Source organism: Achromobacter sp. 2789STDY5608615, from assembly GCF_001298995.1.
Classification (GTDB): Bacteria; Pseudomonadota; Gammaproteobacteria; order Burkholderiales; family Burkholderiaceae_B; genus Achromobacter; species Achromobacter insuavis.
In genome coordinates this window covers 1-17,089 of record NZ_CYTY01000001.1, presented here as the reverse complement: position 1 = coordinate 17,089, position 17,089 = coordinate 1, and the positions used below count along the sequence as shown (strand labels likewise).

At 66.8% G+C, this 17,089-nt stretch carries 13 protein-coding genes and 1 pseudogene; all 14 read right to left on the bottom strand.

The window, feature by feature from the left end; translation table 11 throughout:
• Nucleotides 1-32: 32 nt before the first annotated feature.
• The 14 genes and pseudogenes from cysD to AOZ49_RS00005 all read right to left on the bottom strand — a co-directional run bounded on the left by cysD (nucleotide 33) and on the right by AOZ49_RS00005 (nucleotide 16,970).
• Nucleotides 33-941 (bottom strand): sulfate adenylyltransferase subunit CysD, encoded by a 909-nt coding sequence (gene cysD, locus AOZ49_RS00070; RefSeq protein WP_054429468.1) that lies wholly within the window; start codon nucleotides 939-941, stop codon nucleotides 33-35.
• A gap of 40 nt (nucleotides 942-981) precedes the next feature.
• Nucleotides 982-1,731: a phosphoadenylyl-sulfate reductase gene (locus AOZ49_RS00065; RefSeq protein ID WP_054473885.1), complete on the bottom strand. Its 750-nt coding sequence runs from the start codon at nucleotides 1,729-1,731 to the stop codon at nucleotides 982-984.
• Nucleotides 1,728-2,793 (bottom strand): annotated as a pseudogene (locus AOZ49_RS00060) (sulfate/molybdate ABC transporter ATP-binding protein). Before AOZ49_RS00060 ends, AOZ49_RS00065 begins: the two are co-directional and overlap by 4 nt.
• 25 nt (nucleotides 2,794-2,818) lie before the next feature.
• The gene (gene cysW / locus AOZ49_RS00055; protein ID WP_054473884.1) at nucleotides 2,819-3,718 is read right to left on the bottom strand and encodes a sulfate ABC transporter permease subunit CysW; all 900 of its coding nucleotides are present in this window, start codon (nucleotides 3,716-3,718) and stop codon (nucleotides 2,819-2,821) included.
• Entirely contained in the window at nucleotides 3,715-4,605 is an 891-nt protein-coding gene (gene cysT / locus AOZ49_RS00050) for a sulfate ABC transporter permease subunit CysT (protein WP_054429472.1), read from the bottom strand. Before cysT ends, cysW begins: the two co-directional genes overlap by 4 nt.
• A 24-nt stretch (nucleotides 4,606-4,629) precedes the next feature.
• Nucleotides 4,630-5,658: a sulfate ABC transporter substrate-binding protein gene (locus tag AOZ49_RS00045; RefSeq protein WP_054429473.1), complete on the bottom strand. Its 1,029-nt coding sequence runs from the start codon at nucleotides 5,656-5,658 to the stop codon at nucleotides 4,630-4,632.
• Between the two features lie 225 nt (nucleotides 5,659-5,883).
• Nucleotides 5,884-6,525: a peroxiredoxin gene (locus AOZ49_RS00040; RefSeq protein ID WP_006388282.1), complete on the bottom strand. Its 642-nt coding sequence runs from the start codon at nucleotides 6,523-6,525 to the stop codon at nucleotides 5,884-5,886.
• Nucleotides 6,526-6,678: 153 nt separating this feature from the next.
• The gene (locus tag AOZ49_RS00035; protein WP_054473883.1) at nucleotides 6,679-8,505 is read right to left on the bottom strand and encodes an acyl-CoA dehydrogenase; all 1,827 of its coding nucleotides are present in this window, start codon (nucleotides 8,503-8,505) and stop codon (nucleotides 6,679-6,681) included.
• A 161-nt stretch (nucleotides 8,506-8,666) separates the two neighbouring features.
• Nucleotides 8,667-10,370 (bottom strand): aspartate-alanine antiporter, encoded by a 1,704-nt coding sequence (aspT, locus tag AOZ49_RS00030; protein ID WP_054429475.1) that lies wholly within the window; start codon nucleotides 10,368-10,370, stop codon nucleotides 8,667-8,669.
• A gap of 34 nt (nucleotides 10,371-10,404) precedes the next feature.
• Nucleotides 10,405-12,222 carry a bifunctional aspartate transaminase/aspartate 4-decarboxylase gene (locus tag AOZ49_RS00025; protein WP_054473882.1) on the bottom strand — a complete coding sequence of 606 codons (1,818 nt, stop codon included), beginning with the start codon at nucleotides 12,220-12,222 and terminating at the stop codon, nucleotides 10,405-10,407.
• 147 nt (nucleotides 12,223-12,369) lie between these two features.
• Complete coding sequence (aspT, locus tag AOZ49_RS00020) at nucleotides 12,370-14,061, bottom strand: aspartate-alanine antiporter (protein WP_054473881.1); 1,692 nt, start codon at nucleotides 14,059-14,061, stop codon at nucleotides 12,370-12,372.
• 224 nt (nucleotides 14,062-14,285) lie between these two features.
• Entirely contained in the window at nucleotides 14,286-15,215 is a 930-nt protein-coding gene (locus tag AOZ49_RS00015; RefSeq protein WP_054473880.1) for an electron transfer flavoprotein subunit alpha/FixB family protein, read from the bottom strand.
• A gap of 1 nt (nucleotide 15,216) precedes the next feature.
• Nucleotides 15,217-15,966 carry an electron transfer flavoprotein subunit beta/FixA family protein gene (locus tag AOZ49_RS00010; RefSeq protein ID WP_054473879.1) on the bottom strand — a complete coding sequence of 250 codons (750 nt, stop codon included), beginning with the start codon at nucleotides 15,964-15,966 and terminating at the stop codon, nucleotides 15,217-15,219.
• Between the two features lie 80 nt (nucleotides 15,967-16,046).
• On the bottom strand, nucleotides 16,047-16,970 hold the full coding sequence (locus AOZ49_RS00005; protein ID WP_082380251.1) for a histone deacetylase family protein: 924 nt from the start codon (nucleotides 16,968-16,970) through the stop codon (nucleotides 16,047-16,049).
• Nucleotides 16,971-17,089: the final 119 nt, after the last annotated feature.

Here is a 17,089-nt window from a genome sequence, read left to right as displayed (position 1 = left end):
GTCGGCCGGCCTGGCGCCGGCCAATCGTGCGATCAGAAATAGCCTTCCTTCTTGCGGCGCTCCATCGAGGCCTCGGAAGTCTGGTCGTCCATGCGCGTGGCGCCGCGCTCGGTGATGTCGGTCACCGCGGTCTCGGCGATGATGGCGGCCGTGTCGGCGGCATCCGAGGCCACCGGGCAGGTGCAGGAAATGTCGCCCACGGTGCGAAAGCGCACCGACAGGCGCTCGACCGTGTCGCCGTCCTGCGGCGGCGTCAGGCGCGTGACCGGCACCAGCAGGCCCTTGCGCCGCACCACTTCGCGCTCGTGACTGAAGTAGATCGACGGCAGCGCCAGCTGCTCGCGCTGGATGTACTGCCAGACGTCCAGCTCGGTCCAGTTGGAAATCGGAAACACCCGCATGTTCTCGCCGCGATGCACCTTGGTGTTGAACAGGTTCCACAGCTCGGGGCGCTGGGCCTTGGGATCCCACTGGCCGAACTCGTCGCGGAACGAGAAGATGCGTTCCTTGGCGCGCGCCTTTTCCTCGTCGCGGCGGGCGCCGCCGATGCAGGCGTCGAAGCCGAATTCCTCGATCGACTCCAGCAGCGTCACGGCCTGCGCCGCGTTGCGCGAGTCGGTCTCGCGCCGCAGCACCACGCTGCCGCGCTTGATCGAGTCCTCGACGCTGCGCACGATCAGGGTCTCGCCCAGCTCGGCCGCGCGGGCATCGCGGAACGCGATGACCTCGTCGAAATTGTGGCCGGTGTCGATGTGCATCAGCGGGAACGGAAAGCGCCCCGGACGAAAGGCCTTTTCGGCCAGGCGCAGCAGCACCACCGAATCCTTGCCGCCCGAGAACAGCAGCACGGGCTTCTCGCTCTCGGCCGCCACTTCGCGCATGATGAAAATGGCTTCCGATTCCAGCCAGTCCAGGTGGCTGCGTTGAATCACTGCGGACATAGGTATTCCCCTAAAACGAATTCTTGATACGTGACGGGCGTCAGGCGCGCGTGGTTTCCGCGACGATGCCAATGACCCGGTTGCCGGCATGCAGGCCGCATTCCTTGGAGTCCGACGACTCCCACCACCAGCGTCCGGCCCGCAGGTCTTCGCCCAGACGGATGGCGCGGGTACAGGGCTCGCAGCCGATGGACGGATAGCCCTGGTCGTGCAGCGGGTTGTAGGGAATGCCGAGCGCGCGGATCACGCCCCAGACTTCCGCCTCGCTCCACTCGGCCAGCGGGTTGAACTTGTAGAGACCGAAGGTCGGGTCGTGCTCTTCCAGGTGCAGCTCGCCGCGCGTGGTCGACTGCGCGCGCCGCTGGCCGGTGATCCAGGCGCCGCGTCCGGCCAGCGCGCGCTTGAGCGGCTCGACCTTGCGGATCTGGCAACAGGCCTTGCGCAGCTCGACGCTTTCGTAGAAGGCGTAGGCGCCATGTTCGGCCACGTGGCGTTCGACCGCGCCGGCCTCGGGCCGGTACACGGTGACCTCGCGCCCGTAACGCGCGCGCACCGCGTCCAGCACGCCCAGCGTTTCGGCGTGCAGCCGGCCGGTGTCGAGCGTGAACACTTCCAGGTCCAGGTCGGTGCCGTAGATGGCGTGCGTCAGCACCATGTCCTCGGCCGCCAGGGACGAGGCCAGCGCGGCGTCGGGATAGCGCTGGCTCGCGTCCGCCAGGCGCGCCACCAGCTCGCGCCAGCGCGCCGCGAGGGCCGGCTCCAGGCTGGCGGCGAGATCGGCGGCCGTCATGATTGCACCGCGAAGACACGCGCCCGGCGCGGGCGGGCCAGCAGGATGTCGCCATCGCGCAGCGCCAGTTCGCGATAGAGGTGCTCGGGCACCTCGGCCTCGATGACGGCGTCGGAATCCTGGCTGGCCAGTTCCAGATACGCGCTGGGGCCGGCCAGGTAGGCATGCGACAGGCGCACCGGGATGCCGGCGCCGCCAACGTGATAGCGTTCGATATCGAATTCGTGCGGCCGCACGTAGGCGGTGGCGCGTTGCGACTCGGCCTGCGCCAGTTCGGGCGCCGGCAACGACAGCCCGGCGCCTTCCCAGACGCCGCGGGTGGCCACCCCCCTGCAACTGGTTGACGTCTCCGAGGAAGCCGTAGACGAACGGCGTGGCCGGCCCTTCCCAGACCTCGCGCGGCGTGCCGACCTGTTCGATCTTGCCGGCGTTCATCAGTACCACGCGGTCGGCCACTTCCAGCGCCTCTTCCTGGTCGTGGGTGACGAACACGCTGGCCACGTTCAGCTCGTCGTGCAGACGGCGCAGCCAGCGCCGCAGTTCCTTGCGCACCTTGGCGTCGAGCGCGCCGAACGGCTCGTCCAGCAGCAGCACGCGCGGCTCCACCGCCAGCGCGCGCGCCAGGGCGATGCGCTGGCGCTGGCCGCCCGACAGCTGCGCCGGATAGCGATCCGCCAGCCAGTCCAGCTGCACCAGGCCCAGCAGATCATGCACCTTGCGCCGGATCTGGTCCTCGGACGGCCGCTGCGAACGGTGCTTGACGCGCAGCCCGAAGGCGACGTTCTCGAACACCGTCATGTGCTTGAACAGCGCGTAGTGCTGGAACACGAACCCGACCTGGCGCTGGCGCACGTCGACCGCGGTGGCGTCCTCGCCGGCGAACAGCACGCTGCCCGTGTCGGCCGACTCCAACCCCGCGATGATGCGCAGCAGCGTGGTCTTGCCACAGCCCGACGGCCCCAGCAGCGCCACCAGCTCGCCGGTCTCGATGTGCAGCGATACGTCGTTGAGCGCGCGGAACTGGCCGAAGCGCTTGGATAGATTGCGAACCTCGATACTCATGCTTGTCTCCGTCTGGCCGGCCGCGTCAGGCGACGGCCGGCTTGATGGCCGTCGCGGGGCCGGGATACTCGACCGGCAGTTCCGCCGCCTTCAGGTAGCGCGCGTTGCGCCACTCGACCACGTTCTTGGCCACCAGCGTCACCAATGCCAGCAGCGCCAGCAGCGAAGCCACCGCGAACGCCGCCGAATACTGGTATTCGTTGTAGAGAATCTCCACATGCAGCGTCATGGTGTTGGTCAGGCCGCGGATCTGGCCAGACACCACCGAGACCGCGCCGAACTCGCCCATGGCGCGCGCATTGCAGAGAATGGCGCCGTACAGCAGGCCCCATTTGATGTTGGGCAGCGTCACCCGCCAGAAGATCTGCCAGCCGCTCGCGCCCAGCGTCAGCGCGGCCTGCTCTTCCTCGCTGCCCTGCGCCTGCATCAGCGGGATCAGCTCGCGCGCCACGAACGGAAAGGTCACGAACAGCGAGGCCAGGATGATGCCGGGCACGGCGTAGACGATCTTGAAGTCATGGTCCTGCAGCCAGCCGCCGAACCAGCCCTGGGTGCCGAACAGCAGCACGAACACCAGGCCGGCCACCACCGGCGACACCGAGAACGGCAGGTCGATCAGCGTGATCAGGAACTGCTTGCCGCGGAACTGGAACTTGGTGATGGCCCAGGCCGCGGCCACGCCAAACACCAGGTTCACCGGCAGCGCGATCGCCGCCACCAGCAGCGTCAGCCGGATCGCGGCCAGCGCGTCCGGCTCGACGATCGCCTCCAGATAGAGCGCCCAGCCCTTGCGGAAAGCCTCGAAGAACACCGCGGCCAGCGGCACCAGCAGGAACAGCGCCAGAAAGCCCAGCGCCAGGAACAGCAGGATGCCGCGCACCCAGCGCGACTCGGTCAGGTGGGCGGGACGGTCAGCAACGCTCATGACGATCTCCCGAGGCCGCGACGGGCCTGCCAGCCCTGCAGCAGATTGATGATGAGGAGCAGCACGAACGACAGCACCAGCATCACCGTGGCGATGGCGGCGGCGCCGGCGTAGTCGAACTGCTCCAGCTTGGCGATGATGAGCAGCGGCGTGATTTCCGACACCATCGGCATGTTGCCGGCGATGAACACCACCGAACCGTACTCGCCCACGGCGCGCGCGAAAGCCAGCGCGAAGCCGGTCATCAGCGCCGGCAGGATGGTCGGCAGCAGCACGCGGCGGATGGTCTGCCAGCGGTCCGCGCCGAGGCTGGCCGCGGCCTCCTCGATCTCGCGCTCGACGTCTTCCAGCACCGGCTGCACCGTGCGCACCACGAACGGCACGCCGATGAAGATCAGCGCGATCACGATGCCCAGCGGCGTGAACGCCACCTTCAGGCCGAACCAGTTGGCCAGCGGCGCGCCCAGCCAGCCCTTTTCGGCGTACAGCGCGGTCAGCGCGATGCCGGCCACGGCGGTGGGCAGCGCGAACGGCAGGTCCACCAGCGCATCCAGGATCTTCTTGCCGGGAAAGCGGTAGCGCACCAGCACCCAGGCCACGATGGTGCCGAACACCAGGTTCACCAGCGCCGCCAGCAACGAGGCGCCGAAGGTGAGTTGATAGGACGCCAGCACCCGTGGCGCCGTCACCGCGTCCCAGAAGCCCTGCCAGCCCAGCGATGCGCTCTTGATCGGCAGCGCCGCCAGGGGAATCAACACGAGCACGCTCAGGTACAGCACCGCGTAGCCCATGGAAATGCCGAAACCGGGCAGCACGCCCGGGCTGTTGCGCCGAACGGCAAAAGGCGCCTGCGCGCCCTTTGCCGTCGGAATCGAGGCTGAAGTCATGGCCGTCGTCCGCTGGTTGTCCGCTTACTTCTTCTGCGGCTGGTAGATCTGGTCGAAGGTACCGCCGTCGCTGAAGTGGTCCTTCTGCGCCTTGCGCCAGCCGCCGAAGATCTTGTCGTCGATGGTCACCAGCTTGACCTTGGGGAACTTGCTTTCGTACTTGGCGGCCACGGTCTTGTCGATCGGCCGGTAGTAGTTCTTGGCGATGATCTCCTGGGCGGCCGGGGTGTAGAGGAATTCCAGGTAGGCCTGGGCCGCGGCGCGGGTGCCCTTCTTGTCGACGATCTTGTCGACGATGGCCACCGGCGGTTCGGCCAGGATCGACAGCGACGGCACCACGATGTCGAACTTGTCCGGACCCAGTTCCTCCAGCGCCAGGAAGGCTTCGTTTTCCCAGGCCAGCAGCACGTCGCCCACGCCGCGCTCGACGAAGGTGGTGGTGGCGCCGCGGGCGCCGGTATCGAGCACCGGCACGTGCTTGAGCAGCTCGCCGACGTAGGCGCGCGCCTTGTCTTCGCTGCCGCCGTTCTTCTCCAGCGCGTAGGCCCAGGCGGCCAGGTAGTTCCAGCGGGCGCCGCCCGAGGTCTTGGGGTTGGGCGTGATCACCTGCACGCCGTCCTTGACCAGGTCATCCCAGTCCTTGATGTGCTTGGGGTTGCCCTTGCGCACCAGGAACACGATGGTCGAGGTGTAGGGCGAGCTGTTCTGCGGCAGGCGCGCCTGCCAGTTCTCCGGCAAGAGACCGCGGTCGGCGATGGCGTCGATGTCATAGGCCAGCGCCAGCGTCACCACGTCGGCTTCCAGGCCGTCGATGACCGAGCGCGCCTGGCGGCCGGAGCCGCCGTGCGACTGACGGATGGTCAGGTCGACGCCGGCCTTTTCCTTGTATTGCTTGATGAAGGCGTCATCGATGGCGCGATACAGCTCGCGCGTCGGGTCGTACGATACGTTCAACAGGGTCTGCTTCTGCTGCGCCTGCGCCGGCGCGATCGCGGCGAGAGACATCGTCACTGCGGCCAAGGCGGCCAACCATCCGGCTTTCCTGAAAGACATTCCTTGCTCCCTTCCCGTGTTTGGCAATGTGGAAGCAAGTGTGCAGGCGGCCTGTTCTGAACGGAACGAATCATTCTTTGATTGCTCATCGCTCCCAGGCATATAGCGCGGCCGTCGCCCCCTGTGAAAAAGCCGCGCATTCCCAGGGAATACGCGGCTTTGCGGGCGTTTTGCAAGCGCCATCCGGCAAGGCGGCGCGGGCCGCCTTGCGCACGGATTTCTTATTTACTTATTCGGTTGAGGCGTAATGCGCAGATAGGGACGCACCGCCTTGTAGCCCTTCGGGAACTTCTGCTTGATGACCGCCTCGTCCTGCAGCGACGGCACGATGATGACATCGTCGCCGTCTTCCCAGTTGACCGGCGTGGCCACGCTGTGGCTGTCGGTCAGCTGCAGCGAATCGATGACGCGCAGGATCTCGTTGAAGTTGCGGCCGGTGCTGGCCGGATACGTGATGATCAGGCGCACCTTCTTGTTCGGGTCGATGATGAAGACCGAGCGCACCGTCAGCGTGGCGTTGGCGTTCGGGTGGATCATGTCGTACAGCTCGGACACCTTGCGGTCCTTGTCGGCCAGGATCGGGAAATTGACCTTGGTCGACTGGGTGTCGTTGATGTCCTCGATCCACTTGGTGTGCGAGTCGGTGCCGTCCACCGACAGCGCCAGCACCTTCACGTTGCGCTTGGCGAATTCGTCGGCCAGCTTGGCGGTGTAGCCCAGCTCGGTGGTGCAGACAGGGGTGAAATCGGCAGGATGCGAGAACAGCACTCCCCAGCTATTGCCCAGATACTCGTGGAAACGGATCGGGCCGGCCGAGGATTCCTGTTCGAAATCGGGCGCGGTGTCGCCCAGGCGTAGATGACTCATGGTGTCTCCTGCTTGCGGATTCAGGTTACGGAATCGACCGGCCGCCAGGTCCGACGGCCGGCTGGAAAAACGTCTCGATGGCGGCCTGTGCCGCCCCTCGAAACGATTCTTCCATCAAACCTGTTGCAGGGGAAATACGCAAGACATATAACCTTATGCAATATTCGCGGCCGCGCCGCAGGCGTCGGCCACCACCCCGGCGCGCACCGCCGCCGACAACGCCAGGGCGCGCGGCAGGATGTGGGCGGCGTAGAACAATCCGGTCGCCAGTTTCTCGCGATGGAACGGATCGGTCGACCCCGCGGCCAGGCGCCGGCGGCACGCCAGCACCGCGCGCACCATCTGCCAGCCGCCATGCACCACGCCGGCCAGCATCAGGTACGGCACGCTGCTGGAATAGACCGCGCGGATGTTCGCCGCCGACTGTTCCAGGATGAACTCCACCCCGGCCTCGTAGGCCTGGATCGCGCTGTCGAGGTTGTCGCGCAGCAGGCGCAGGCCGTCGCGCTCGGACGCCGCCGCGCGCGACGACTCGGCCTCGACCGCCCGCAGCGTCTCGCGCATGGCGGCGATGGCGGCATAGGCGGTGGCGCCGGCGTCGCGCTGGGTCTTGCGGCTGACCAGGTCGTTGGCCTGGATCGCGGTGGTGCCTTCGTAGATCGGCAGGATGCGGGCGTCGCGGTAGTACTGCGCCGCCCCGGTCTCCTCGATATAGCCCATGCCACCATGCACCTGGATGCCGAGCGAGGCCACTTCCACCGCCGATTCGGTCGAGAAGCCCTTGACGATCGGCACCATGTATTCATAGAAGGCGCGGTTGCGGGCGCGCTGCTCGGGGTCGGGATGATGCGTGCCCTTGTCGTGCGCGGCCGCCGTCACGTAGGACACGGCGCGCGCGGCTTCGGTCAGCGCCTTCATCGTCAGCAGCATGCGCTGCACGTCCGGGTGGCGCGCGATCGCGACGGCCGCAGCCGAGCCTTCCACCGCCCGGCCCTGCACCCGTTCACGGGCATAGGCCAGCGCATGCTGGTAGGCGCGCTCGGACACGCCGATGCCCTGCTGCCCAACCGAGTAGCGGGCCGCGTTCATCATGATGAACATGTATTCCAGGCCGCGGTTCAGTTCGCCGACCAGGTAGCCGACCGCGCCCTCGCCCGCCTCGCCCTTGCCCGAGCCGTACAGCAGCACCGCGGTGGGGCTGCCGTGGATGCCCAGCTTGTGCTCCAGCGAGGCGCACCAGACGTCGTTGCGCGCCCCCAGGGCGCCGTCGGCGCCGACCAGGAACTTGGGCACGATGAACAGCGAGATGCCCTTGACTCCGGGCGGCGCGTCCGGCGTGCGCGCCAGCACCAGGTGGATGATGTTCTCGGCCAGGTCGTGCTCGCCGTAGGTGATGAAGATCTTCTGACCCGACAGACGGTAGCTGCCGTCTTCCTGGCGCACCGCGCGGGTGGCGACCTGGGCCAGGTCCGAGCCGGCCTGCGGCTCGGTCAGGTTCATGGTGCCGGTCCATTTGCCGCCGATGAGGTTGGGCACGAACTTCTTGCGCTGCTCTTCCGAGCCGACGGTGAGGATGGCCTCGATCACGCCGTCGGTCAGCATCGGGCACAGCGAGAACGCCAGGCTGGCCGCCTGGATGTTCTCGCCGGGCGCGGCCGCCACCAGCTTGGGCAGGCCCTGCCCGCCCCAGGCCTGCGGATGCTGCAATCCCTGCCAGCCGCCGGCCGCGTAGTCCTTGAAGCCCTGCGCGTAGCCTGGCGTGGCGGTGACCTGGCCGTCGTTCCAGACCGGCGGCCGCGTATCGCCGGGCACGTTCAGCGGCGCGATCGCCTGCTCGACGAAGCGGCCGTTTTCTTCCAGGATGGCGTCCACCAGGTCGGGCGTCACCTCTTCGAAGCCGGGCAGTTTGAGGACGTCGTCCAGGCCGGCCAGTTCGTTCAGCGCGAAGCGGAAATCCTTCAGCGGGGTAAGGTAGGGCATCTTGTCTCCATGAGCCTGCTCCCGTGACGGCGGGGGCGGCGGGGTGCGATGGGATGCCGCCTTGGGCGACGCGCATGGCGCGGTCGATGGCGGTCTCGGTAGTTTCCCTAGCCTATGTTAAACCCTCGCTCCGCGTCATGGGGCGACGCGCCCTGCCGACCTCACCCCCCGAGATGATGCGCCAGCGACACGATGATCGGCCCCAGCACCGGCAACAGGACGTTGGCGATGGCGTAGGTCACCGTGTAGCCCAGCAGCGGCACCGCGCTGCCGCTGGCGCCCAGGATGGCGCTGATGGCCGGCGTGCTGACGTGCTGGCCGGCGATGGCGCCGACCAGCAGCGGTCCCTCAATCTTGAGTATCTTGTGCCCGACCCACAGCGACAGGCAGGCCGGCCCCAGCGACACCAGCAGGCCGATCAGCGGCAGCACCGCGCCGTGCTCGCGGATCAGCGCCACCGCCTCCGGCCCGGCCGACAGGCCGACGCAGGCGACGAACACCGCCAGGCCCAGGTCCTTGAGCAATTGCACCGCGTGCTCGGGCATGTGGCCCAGCGCCGGCCGCTTGGCGTTGATCCAGCCGCAGACCAGGCCGCTGACCAGGGCGCCGCCGCCGCTGCCCAGCGACACCGGAATGCCCCACAGCCGCGCGCCCAGGGCGCCGATCATCAAGCCCGCGAGGATGCCGAAGGCCAGGAACACCAGGTCGGTGACGCCGCTGCGCCGCAGCTCGTTGCCCAGCGCCGCGCCAGCCTGCGACAGCTCCGGCTCGGCGCCCACCAGCGTCACCAGGTCGCCGTACTGCACCACGGTGGCCGGCGTGACCGGCAGCATGTGGCCGGAGCGCTGGATCGACTGCAGGAACACGCCCCGCGCCCGCTGCGCGCGCGGCCGCCTGGCCAGTTCACCGACGGTGTGGCCATTGACCTCTTTCTTGTTGACGATGACCTGCAGCTCGGCCAGCTGCAGGTCGTCGGCATGCGCTTCGGGCAGCTGGATCTCCGGCCCGATGACCGAGCCCGCGCGCAGCGCGAAGCGGCGCAGGCCCAGCACCACCACGATATCGCCGGTGGCCAGGCTGTCCTCGGGCGTGGGCTCGATCGCCTCGCCGTTGCGCAGGATGCGGCTGATGGCGGTGCGCCCGCCCAGCTCGGCCTCGATCTCGGCCACCGTCTTGCCGTCGGCGTCCTTGACCACGTGCGAACGCCCCACCAGCCGCGGCAGGGTCGGCAGCAGGTTGTCGTCCGACTCGCCCGGGCCCGCGCCCAGCTTTTCCTCCAGCGCCTTGGAGGCCTCGCGCAAGTTGATGCGCAGCAGCGCCGGCGCCACCTGGCTGGTGAAGAACACGATGCTGATCAGGCCCACCAGGTAGGTCAGCGTGTAGGCCGTGGCGATGTTGGCCTCCATCCGCTGCACCTCGGCGTCGGCCAGGCCCAGGTGCTTGAGGGCCTCGGCGGCGGTGCCGACCACCGCGGACTCGGTCGCCGCCCCCGCCGCCAGTCCCGCCGCGGTGCCCGCGTCCAGCCCGAACAGCGGCACCGCCAGCAGCACGATGGTCAGCACCAGCAGCGCCTCGATCACCGGCAGCACGATGTAGCGCAGGCTGGAGCGGTTCAGGTTGGCGAAGAACTGCGGCCCGCCCGAATAGCCCATGGCGAAGATGAACAGGGCGAACGCGACCTCCTTCAGGTCGCCGCGCATCTGGCAGCCGGTCTGGCCGATCAGCAGGGCGACGATGAGCGTGCCGCACACGCCCCCCAGCTGGATCGGCCCGACCTTGAGCTTGCCGATCAGGTATCCCAAGCCCACCGTCAGGAACAGCACCGCGATGGGAACGTTATTGAAAAACCCGACTGAGCACGTCATGAGGTCATGTCACCCTGGATGTGGTGGCGGCTGGCTACGACTTGATCCCTTTCTTGGCCGAGCGCTCGGCCTTGGCGGCCTTCTTGACCGCCTGTTTCACCGCCTTCTTGGCGGCCTGCTTGCCGGCGGCCTTGCGCTTGGCGGCGGCGGGCTTGACCGTCTGGCCCTTGCCGGCGGTCGGACCCGAACGCACCAGCTGGCCGGCCTTCCACGCCTCGACGTATTCCGTGGCGGCATCGACCATGTGCTTGCCGATCTTGGAATAGTCGCCGTCGTCCAGGTTGGCCAGCGAGATGCGGATCGACCACGGCGGCCCGCCGAAACCGCCGCCGTCCATCAGCACCACGCCGGATTTCTCGGCCAGGCGGAACAGGAAGTCAACCGGCTCGTAGTTCGACGTCATGTACTTGCAGAAGGCATCGCCGTAGGTGTTCTTGGCCCACACCATGAAGTCCAGCTCGACGTAGTACCAGCCGCGCATCGGATCTTCCGGCGGCAGCGGCGCCCCCAGCCCGCGCCACAGCGCGTCGCGGCGCGCGCGCACGATCTGCATGGTCAGATGCTTGTAGGCGTCCTTCAGATCGAGCAGGTGCGACAGCGCAAAGAAGCCCATCTGCACCTGCTGCGGCAGCGACAGGCCCGCCGTGTGGTTCAGCGCCACGTTGCGGCTGTCGGCCACCAGCCGGTCGATGAATTTGAGCTTCTCCGGCTCCATGGTCATGGCGCCGTAGCGCTTGTTCAGGCGCTTCTTCCACGACGCCGGCAGCTCGGCGATGCGGCGGTCCATGGTGTTCTGCTCGTGGGTCGCGATCACGCCCAGGCGCCAGCCGGTGCAGCCGAAGTTCTTCGAGAACGAATAGACGCAGATGGTGTTGTGCGGCACCTCGGCCATCAGCGAGCGGAAGTTGGGCACGAAGGTGCCGTAGACGTCGTCCGTCACCAGCACCAGGTCCGGATTCTTGCGGATCAGGCCCACGATCTGCTTCATCTCGACCGGGCTGAAGGCGACCGACGGCGGGTTGCTGGGGCTGACCGTCACCGCCAGCTTGATCTTCGGATTCTCGAGCTTGGCGATTTCCGTGGCCGGATAGTGCCAGTCGTGGGTGCCATCGGCGCGCACGCTGCTGGCATTGATGGCGACGATCTTGAACTGGAAGCGCTCCAGGTGCGCGATCTCGATGTAGGGCGTGAAGGTCGGCAGGAACAGCGCGATGGTGTCGCCCTGCTTGAGCAGGCCGTTCTGCATCAGCGAGTCGAAGATGTAGCACATGGCCGCCGTGCCGCCCTCGACCGGGAACAGGTCGAACTTGCCCTTGGGCGGCCGGCCGTCGCACATTTCCTTGATCAGGTAGTCGTGCACCACCTGCTCCAGGTGCACCAGCGCGCGCGGCGGCACCGGGTAGTTGTCGCCGATGACGCTATCGGTCAGCTCGTGGATCCATTCGTCCGGCACGAAGTTCTTGATCTTCACGCCGTACTCCAGCACCCCGGCCAGGAAGTCCGCGCCCGCCGCGCCCTTGTTCTTGGACAGGAACTTGCGCAGGCGGTCGGCGCAGCCCTTCTTGGGCGGCATGCCCGCCAGGATCCCGTCATCGCGCACCCGGCGCGCTTCCTTCATGGCGAACTGGCCCAGCAGGAAGAAGGCGTCGCGCGGCTCGGTGGCGATCCAGTTGGGATTGCCGCGGCCGGCGTTCAGCATGGTCAGCGCGGCGGTCTGCTGGCTGTCCTTGGCCAGCGTGATCAGATAGTCCTTCAGTTCGAAGGGTGACAGCTGTTCCAGGTCGCGTTGGCGCGAACGCGTGGTTTTCAGGGCCGAGGCCAGGCTGACGGTGAGAGGCGCGGTGGAAGCCATTGTTCAGTACTCCTGGTTTGCGATTGACAGGCGCTTGCGGCGGGGAATGCCCCGGATCCGCTGGCCGGTCCGCCGCGAGGGGGACGGCCGGGCAGCGGCAATCCCGGTCCCCGGCAAGGCGCGGCCGCCCCGCCGGGGACCGGGCCTCTAGGTCATGAGCATGACGATGATAATGCCCCAGATGATGAGCAGGGTATTGCCGATGGCGTAGGGCACGGTGTAGCCCAGGGCGGGCACCTGGCTCTTCGCGGTTTCGGTGATCTGGCCGATGGCGGCCGTGGTGGTGCGGGCCCCGGCGCAGACCCCCAGCACGATGGCCGGATGGAACTTGAACACGTAGCGGGCGATGTACACCCCCAGGATCATCGGGATGCTGGTGGCGATGATGCCGGCGATGAAGAGCTTGGCCCCCAGTTGCTGGAAGCCCTGCACGAAGCCCGGCCCGGAGCTGATGCCCACCACCGCCACGAACGCGGTCAGGCCGACCGAAGTCAGGAACCAGTGCACCGGTTCCGGCACGCGGCCGAAGGTGGGATGCACCGACCGCAGATAGCCGAAAATCAGGCCGGCGATGAGCGAACCGCCCGAGGTCGACAGCGTGATCGGAATGCCGCCCACGGTCAGCACCAGCGTGCCGAACAGGCCGCCCAGCAGGATGCCGAAGCCCACGAACACCATGTCGGTCTGCTCGGTGGCGCGGTCCACGTAGCCGACCTTGCCGACCACCCGCTCGACGTCGCGCTTGGCGCCCAGGATGAAAAGACGGTCGCCGCGGTCGAGCTTCAGGCCCCAGTTGACCGGCATCTCATGGCCGCCGCGCACCACTTTGCGCAGGAACACGCCCCGCCCCAGCTCGCGCACCTGCTCCATCTCGGAGATTTCCTTGACGGTCTTGCCGGCCAGGTTCTTGTTGGTCAGCACCACCTCGACGATCTCGGCGGGCAGGTTGATCAGGTCACGGTCCTCGACTTCGGCGCCGATGATCCCGGCCGCCTGCAACACCAGCGCATCGTGCCGGCCGGCCACGCCGAGGACGTCGCCGGCCTGCAGCACGGTGGTGGAATCGGTGTCGAGAATCTGGTCGTCGCGGCGGATGCGTTCGACGAATACGCGCGCCTCGACGAAGCGCGACTCGATATCGCCCACGGTCTTGCCGACGAATTCGGAATGGTCGAGCTTGTAGGCGCGGGAGATGAACTTGCGATAGCCCGACAGTTCCATCGAGTCGGCGCCGCCGGACATCTTGGCCTCGTACTCCTGGCACTCCTTGACGATGTCCACGCGCATCAGCTTCGGGCCGAGCGAGGCCAGCAGCCAGGCGCTGCCGACGGTGCCGAAGATGTAGCAGACCGCGTACGCCACCGGGATGCTGTCGATCCATTTCTTCTTGGTGGCCGCATCGATGCCCAGGCCGTTGATGGTGTCGGTCGCCACGCCCATCACCGCGGAAATGGTCTGCGCACCGGACAACAGGCCCGCGCCGGTGCCGGCGTCGAAACCGAATCCGACGGCGGTGCCCCAGGTGACCAGCAGGCAGATGACGCAGATGACGACGGCGAAGATGACCTGCGGCAGGCCATCGCTTTTCATGCCGCGAAAGAATTGCGGGCCGACGCCATAGCCCAGTCCGAACAGGAACAGCAGGAAAAAGACTTGTTTGACGATCGGGGCGATCGTGATGTCGAGCTGGCCGACCAGCACACCGACCAGCAAGGTGCCAGTCACCGCCCCCAGATTGAATCCGAATATTTTCTTGGCGCCGATCCAATACCCGAGACCCAGGGTAAGGAAAATCGCAAGCTCCGGATATTTTCGCAGAGTGTCAAAGAACCATTCCATCCCGAATCTCCTTCGTTATGTACCGGTCAAGCACTTACGCCGTGTCTAGCTGCGCGCGAGACACATTATCAGAATCCTTCAAAAGATCAAAAGATTTGGATAGTAAATATCAAATAGTTTCGATTGTCAGGCAAACAGGAAAAACAACCGGCGCATAAAAACCAGGCATGAAAAAGCCCGCGGGCGTAACGCGCGCGGGCTCGGGGACTGCCGGTAATGACGCTTTACAGCGCGCCGGTCAGTTCGGGAACGACCTGGAACAGATCACCCACCAGGCCATAATCGGCCACGCCGAAAATCGGCGCCTCGGGATCCTTGTTGATGGCCACGATGACCTTGGAATCCTTCATGCCGGCCAGGTGCTGGATGGCGCCGAAAATGCCGACGGCCACGTACAGCTGCGGCGCAACAATCTTGCCGGTCTGGCCGACCTGCCAATCGTTCGGCGCGTAGCCGGCGTCGACCGCGGCGCGCGAGGCGCCCAGGGCGGCGCCGAGCTTATCGGCCAGCGGATCCAGGATCTTGAAGTTCTCGGCGCTGCCCAGGCCACGGCCACCGGAAACGACAACGCGGGCGCCGGCCAGTTCCGGACGGTCGCTCTTGGCGACTTCGCGGCCGACGAAGCTCGACAGGCCGGAATCGGCCACGGCGGCAACGTCTTCCACGGCGGCCGAGCCGCCCTGCGCGGCCACGGCGTCAAAGCCGGTGGTGCGCACGGTGATGACCTTGACCGGGTCGGCCGATTGCACGGTGGCGATGGCATTGCCGGCGTAGATCGGGCGCTGGAACGTGTCGGCGGATTCCACGCCGATGATGTCGGAGATCTGGGCCACGTCGAGCTTGGCGGCGACGCGCGGGGCGACGTTCTTGCCCGAGGCGGTGGCCGGGAACAGGATGTGGCTGTAGCCGGAGGCCACGGCCAGCACCTGGGCGGCGACGTTCTCGGCCAGGCCGTCGGCCAGCTGCGGGGCGTCGGCCAGCAGCACCTTGGCCACGCCGGCCGCTTGCGCGGCCTGGTCGGCCACGGCGCGGGCATTGGCGCCGGCGACCAGCACGTGGACGTCGCCTCCGATCTTGGCAGCGGCGGCGACGGCGTTCAGGGTTGCGCCCTTGAGCTGGGCGTTATCGTGTTCGGCAATAACCAGCGTCGTCATCTCAAACCACCTTCGCTTCGTTCTTGAGTTTGTCCACCAGGGCCGCGACATCGGCCACCTTGATGCCGGCCTTGCGGGCGGGCGGCTCGCTGACCTTGAGCGTCTTCAGGCGGGGCGCCGGATCGACACCCAGTTCATCCGGGGTGACGGTGTCCAGCTGCTTCTTCTTGGCCTTCATGATGTTGGGCAGCGTGACGTAGCGCGGCTCGTTCAGGCGCAGGTCGGTGGTGATGATGGCCGGCAGCTTGAGCGTCAGCGTTTCCAGGCCGCCGTCGACTTCGCGCGTGACCGTGGCCTTGCCGTCGGCCAGCTCGACCTTGCTGGCGAACGTGGCTTGCGGCCAGTCCAGCAGCGCGGCCAGCATCTGGCCGGTCTGGTTGGCGTCGTCGTCGATGGCCTGCTTGCCCAGGATCACCAGTTGCGGCTGTTCCTTGTCGACCAGCGCCTTGAGCAGCTTGGCCACGGCCAGGGGTTGCAGTTCGGCGTCGGTCTGGACCAGCACGCCGCGGTCGGCGCCGATGGCCATGGCGGTGCGCAGCGTTTCCTGGCATTGCGCAACGCCGCAAGAAACCGCCACGACTTCGGCCACGGCGCCCTTTTCCTTCAGGCGGGTGGCTTCCTCGACGGCGATCTCGTCAAAGGGGTTCATGGACATCTTCACATTGGCGATATCCACGCCGGTCTGATCAGACTTGACGCGCACCTTGACGTTGTAGTCAACGACGCGCTTGACAGGTACCAACACCTTCATCCCGCTGCCTCCAAATGGAAATAGTTACCCGGGGGAGTTAACGATCCGCCGGGATCGCATTGCACAATTTTTTCCTGATTCTACAGCTTCGCCAGCGCCCGTATATGGGCCACGACGCTGCGTCCCAGGGCGGACAGGTTGTAACCGCCCTCGAGCGTGCTGACGATCCGCCCCTGGCAATGGCGCTCGGCCACGTCCACGAGCTGCTCGGTGATCCATGCATAGTCGGCCTCCACCAGCCCCATTTGACCCATGTCATCCTCGCGATGGGCGTCGAAGCCGGCCGAAATCAGAATGAGTTCCGGGCGGTGCGCCTCGAGCCGCGGCAGCCAGGTGTCGGTGACGATGCCGCGCACGGCCGCGCCCGCCGTATAGGCCGCCACCGGCACGTTGACCATGTTGGCCGCCGGGTGCTCGGTGCCGCTGTTGGGAAAGAACGGGTGCTGGAAAATGCTGCACATCAGCACCCGCTCGTCGCCGGCGAAGACGTCCTCGGTGCCGTTGCCGTGGTGCACGTCGAAGTCGACGATGGCCACCCGCGACAGGCCATGGAAGTCCATGGCGTGGCGGGCCGCGATGGCCACGTTGTTCAGGAAGCAGAAGCCCATCGCCTGCGAGCGGCAGGCATGGTGCCCTGGCGGACGCACCGCACAAAAAGCGGTGCGGGCCTCGCCGCCGATGACCGCGTCGACCGCCGCCACCCCGGCGCCGGCGGCGTACAGCGCGGCCTCGTAGGTGTGCGGATTCATCAGGGTGTCGGGATCTATCGGGTAATACCCTTGCTCGGGCGTATGTTCGCGCAGACTGTCCAGGTACTGGACAGTGTGCACCCGCAGCACGTCATGGCGGGACGCCTGGGGCACCTGCCGGTCATCCAGATAGGGCATCAGGCCGCTGGCGAGCAATTGGTCGGAAATGGCGTCCAGCCTCTGCGGGCTTTCCGGATGCCAACTGCCCATTTCATGCAAGCGGCATGCCGGGTGGGTAAGATACATGGTCTCCATAAGGAAGATTATGTTCATCTGTCGGCGATTACTGCAACTCGGCACCTTGTCGGCCCTCCTGGCCGGCTGTTCCACCACCGCTCCCACCGCCTCGAATCCGTCCGCCGCCCAGCCCCCCC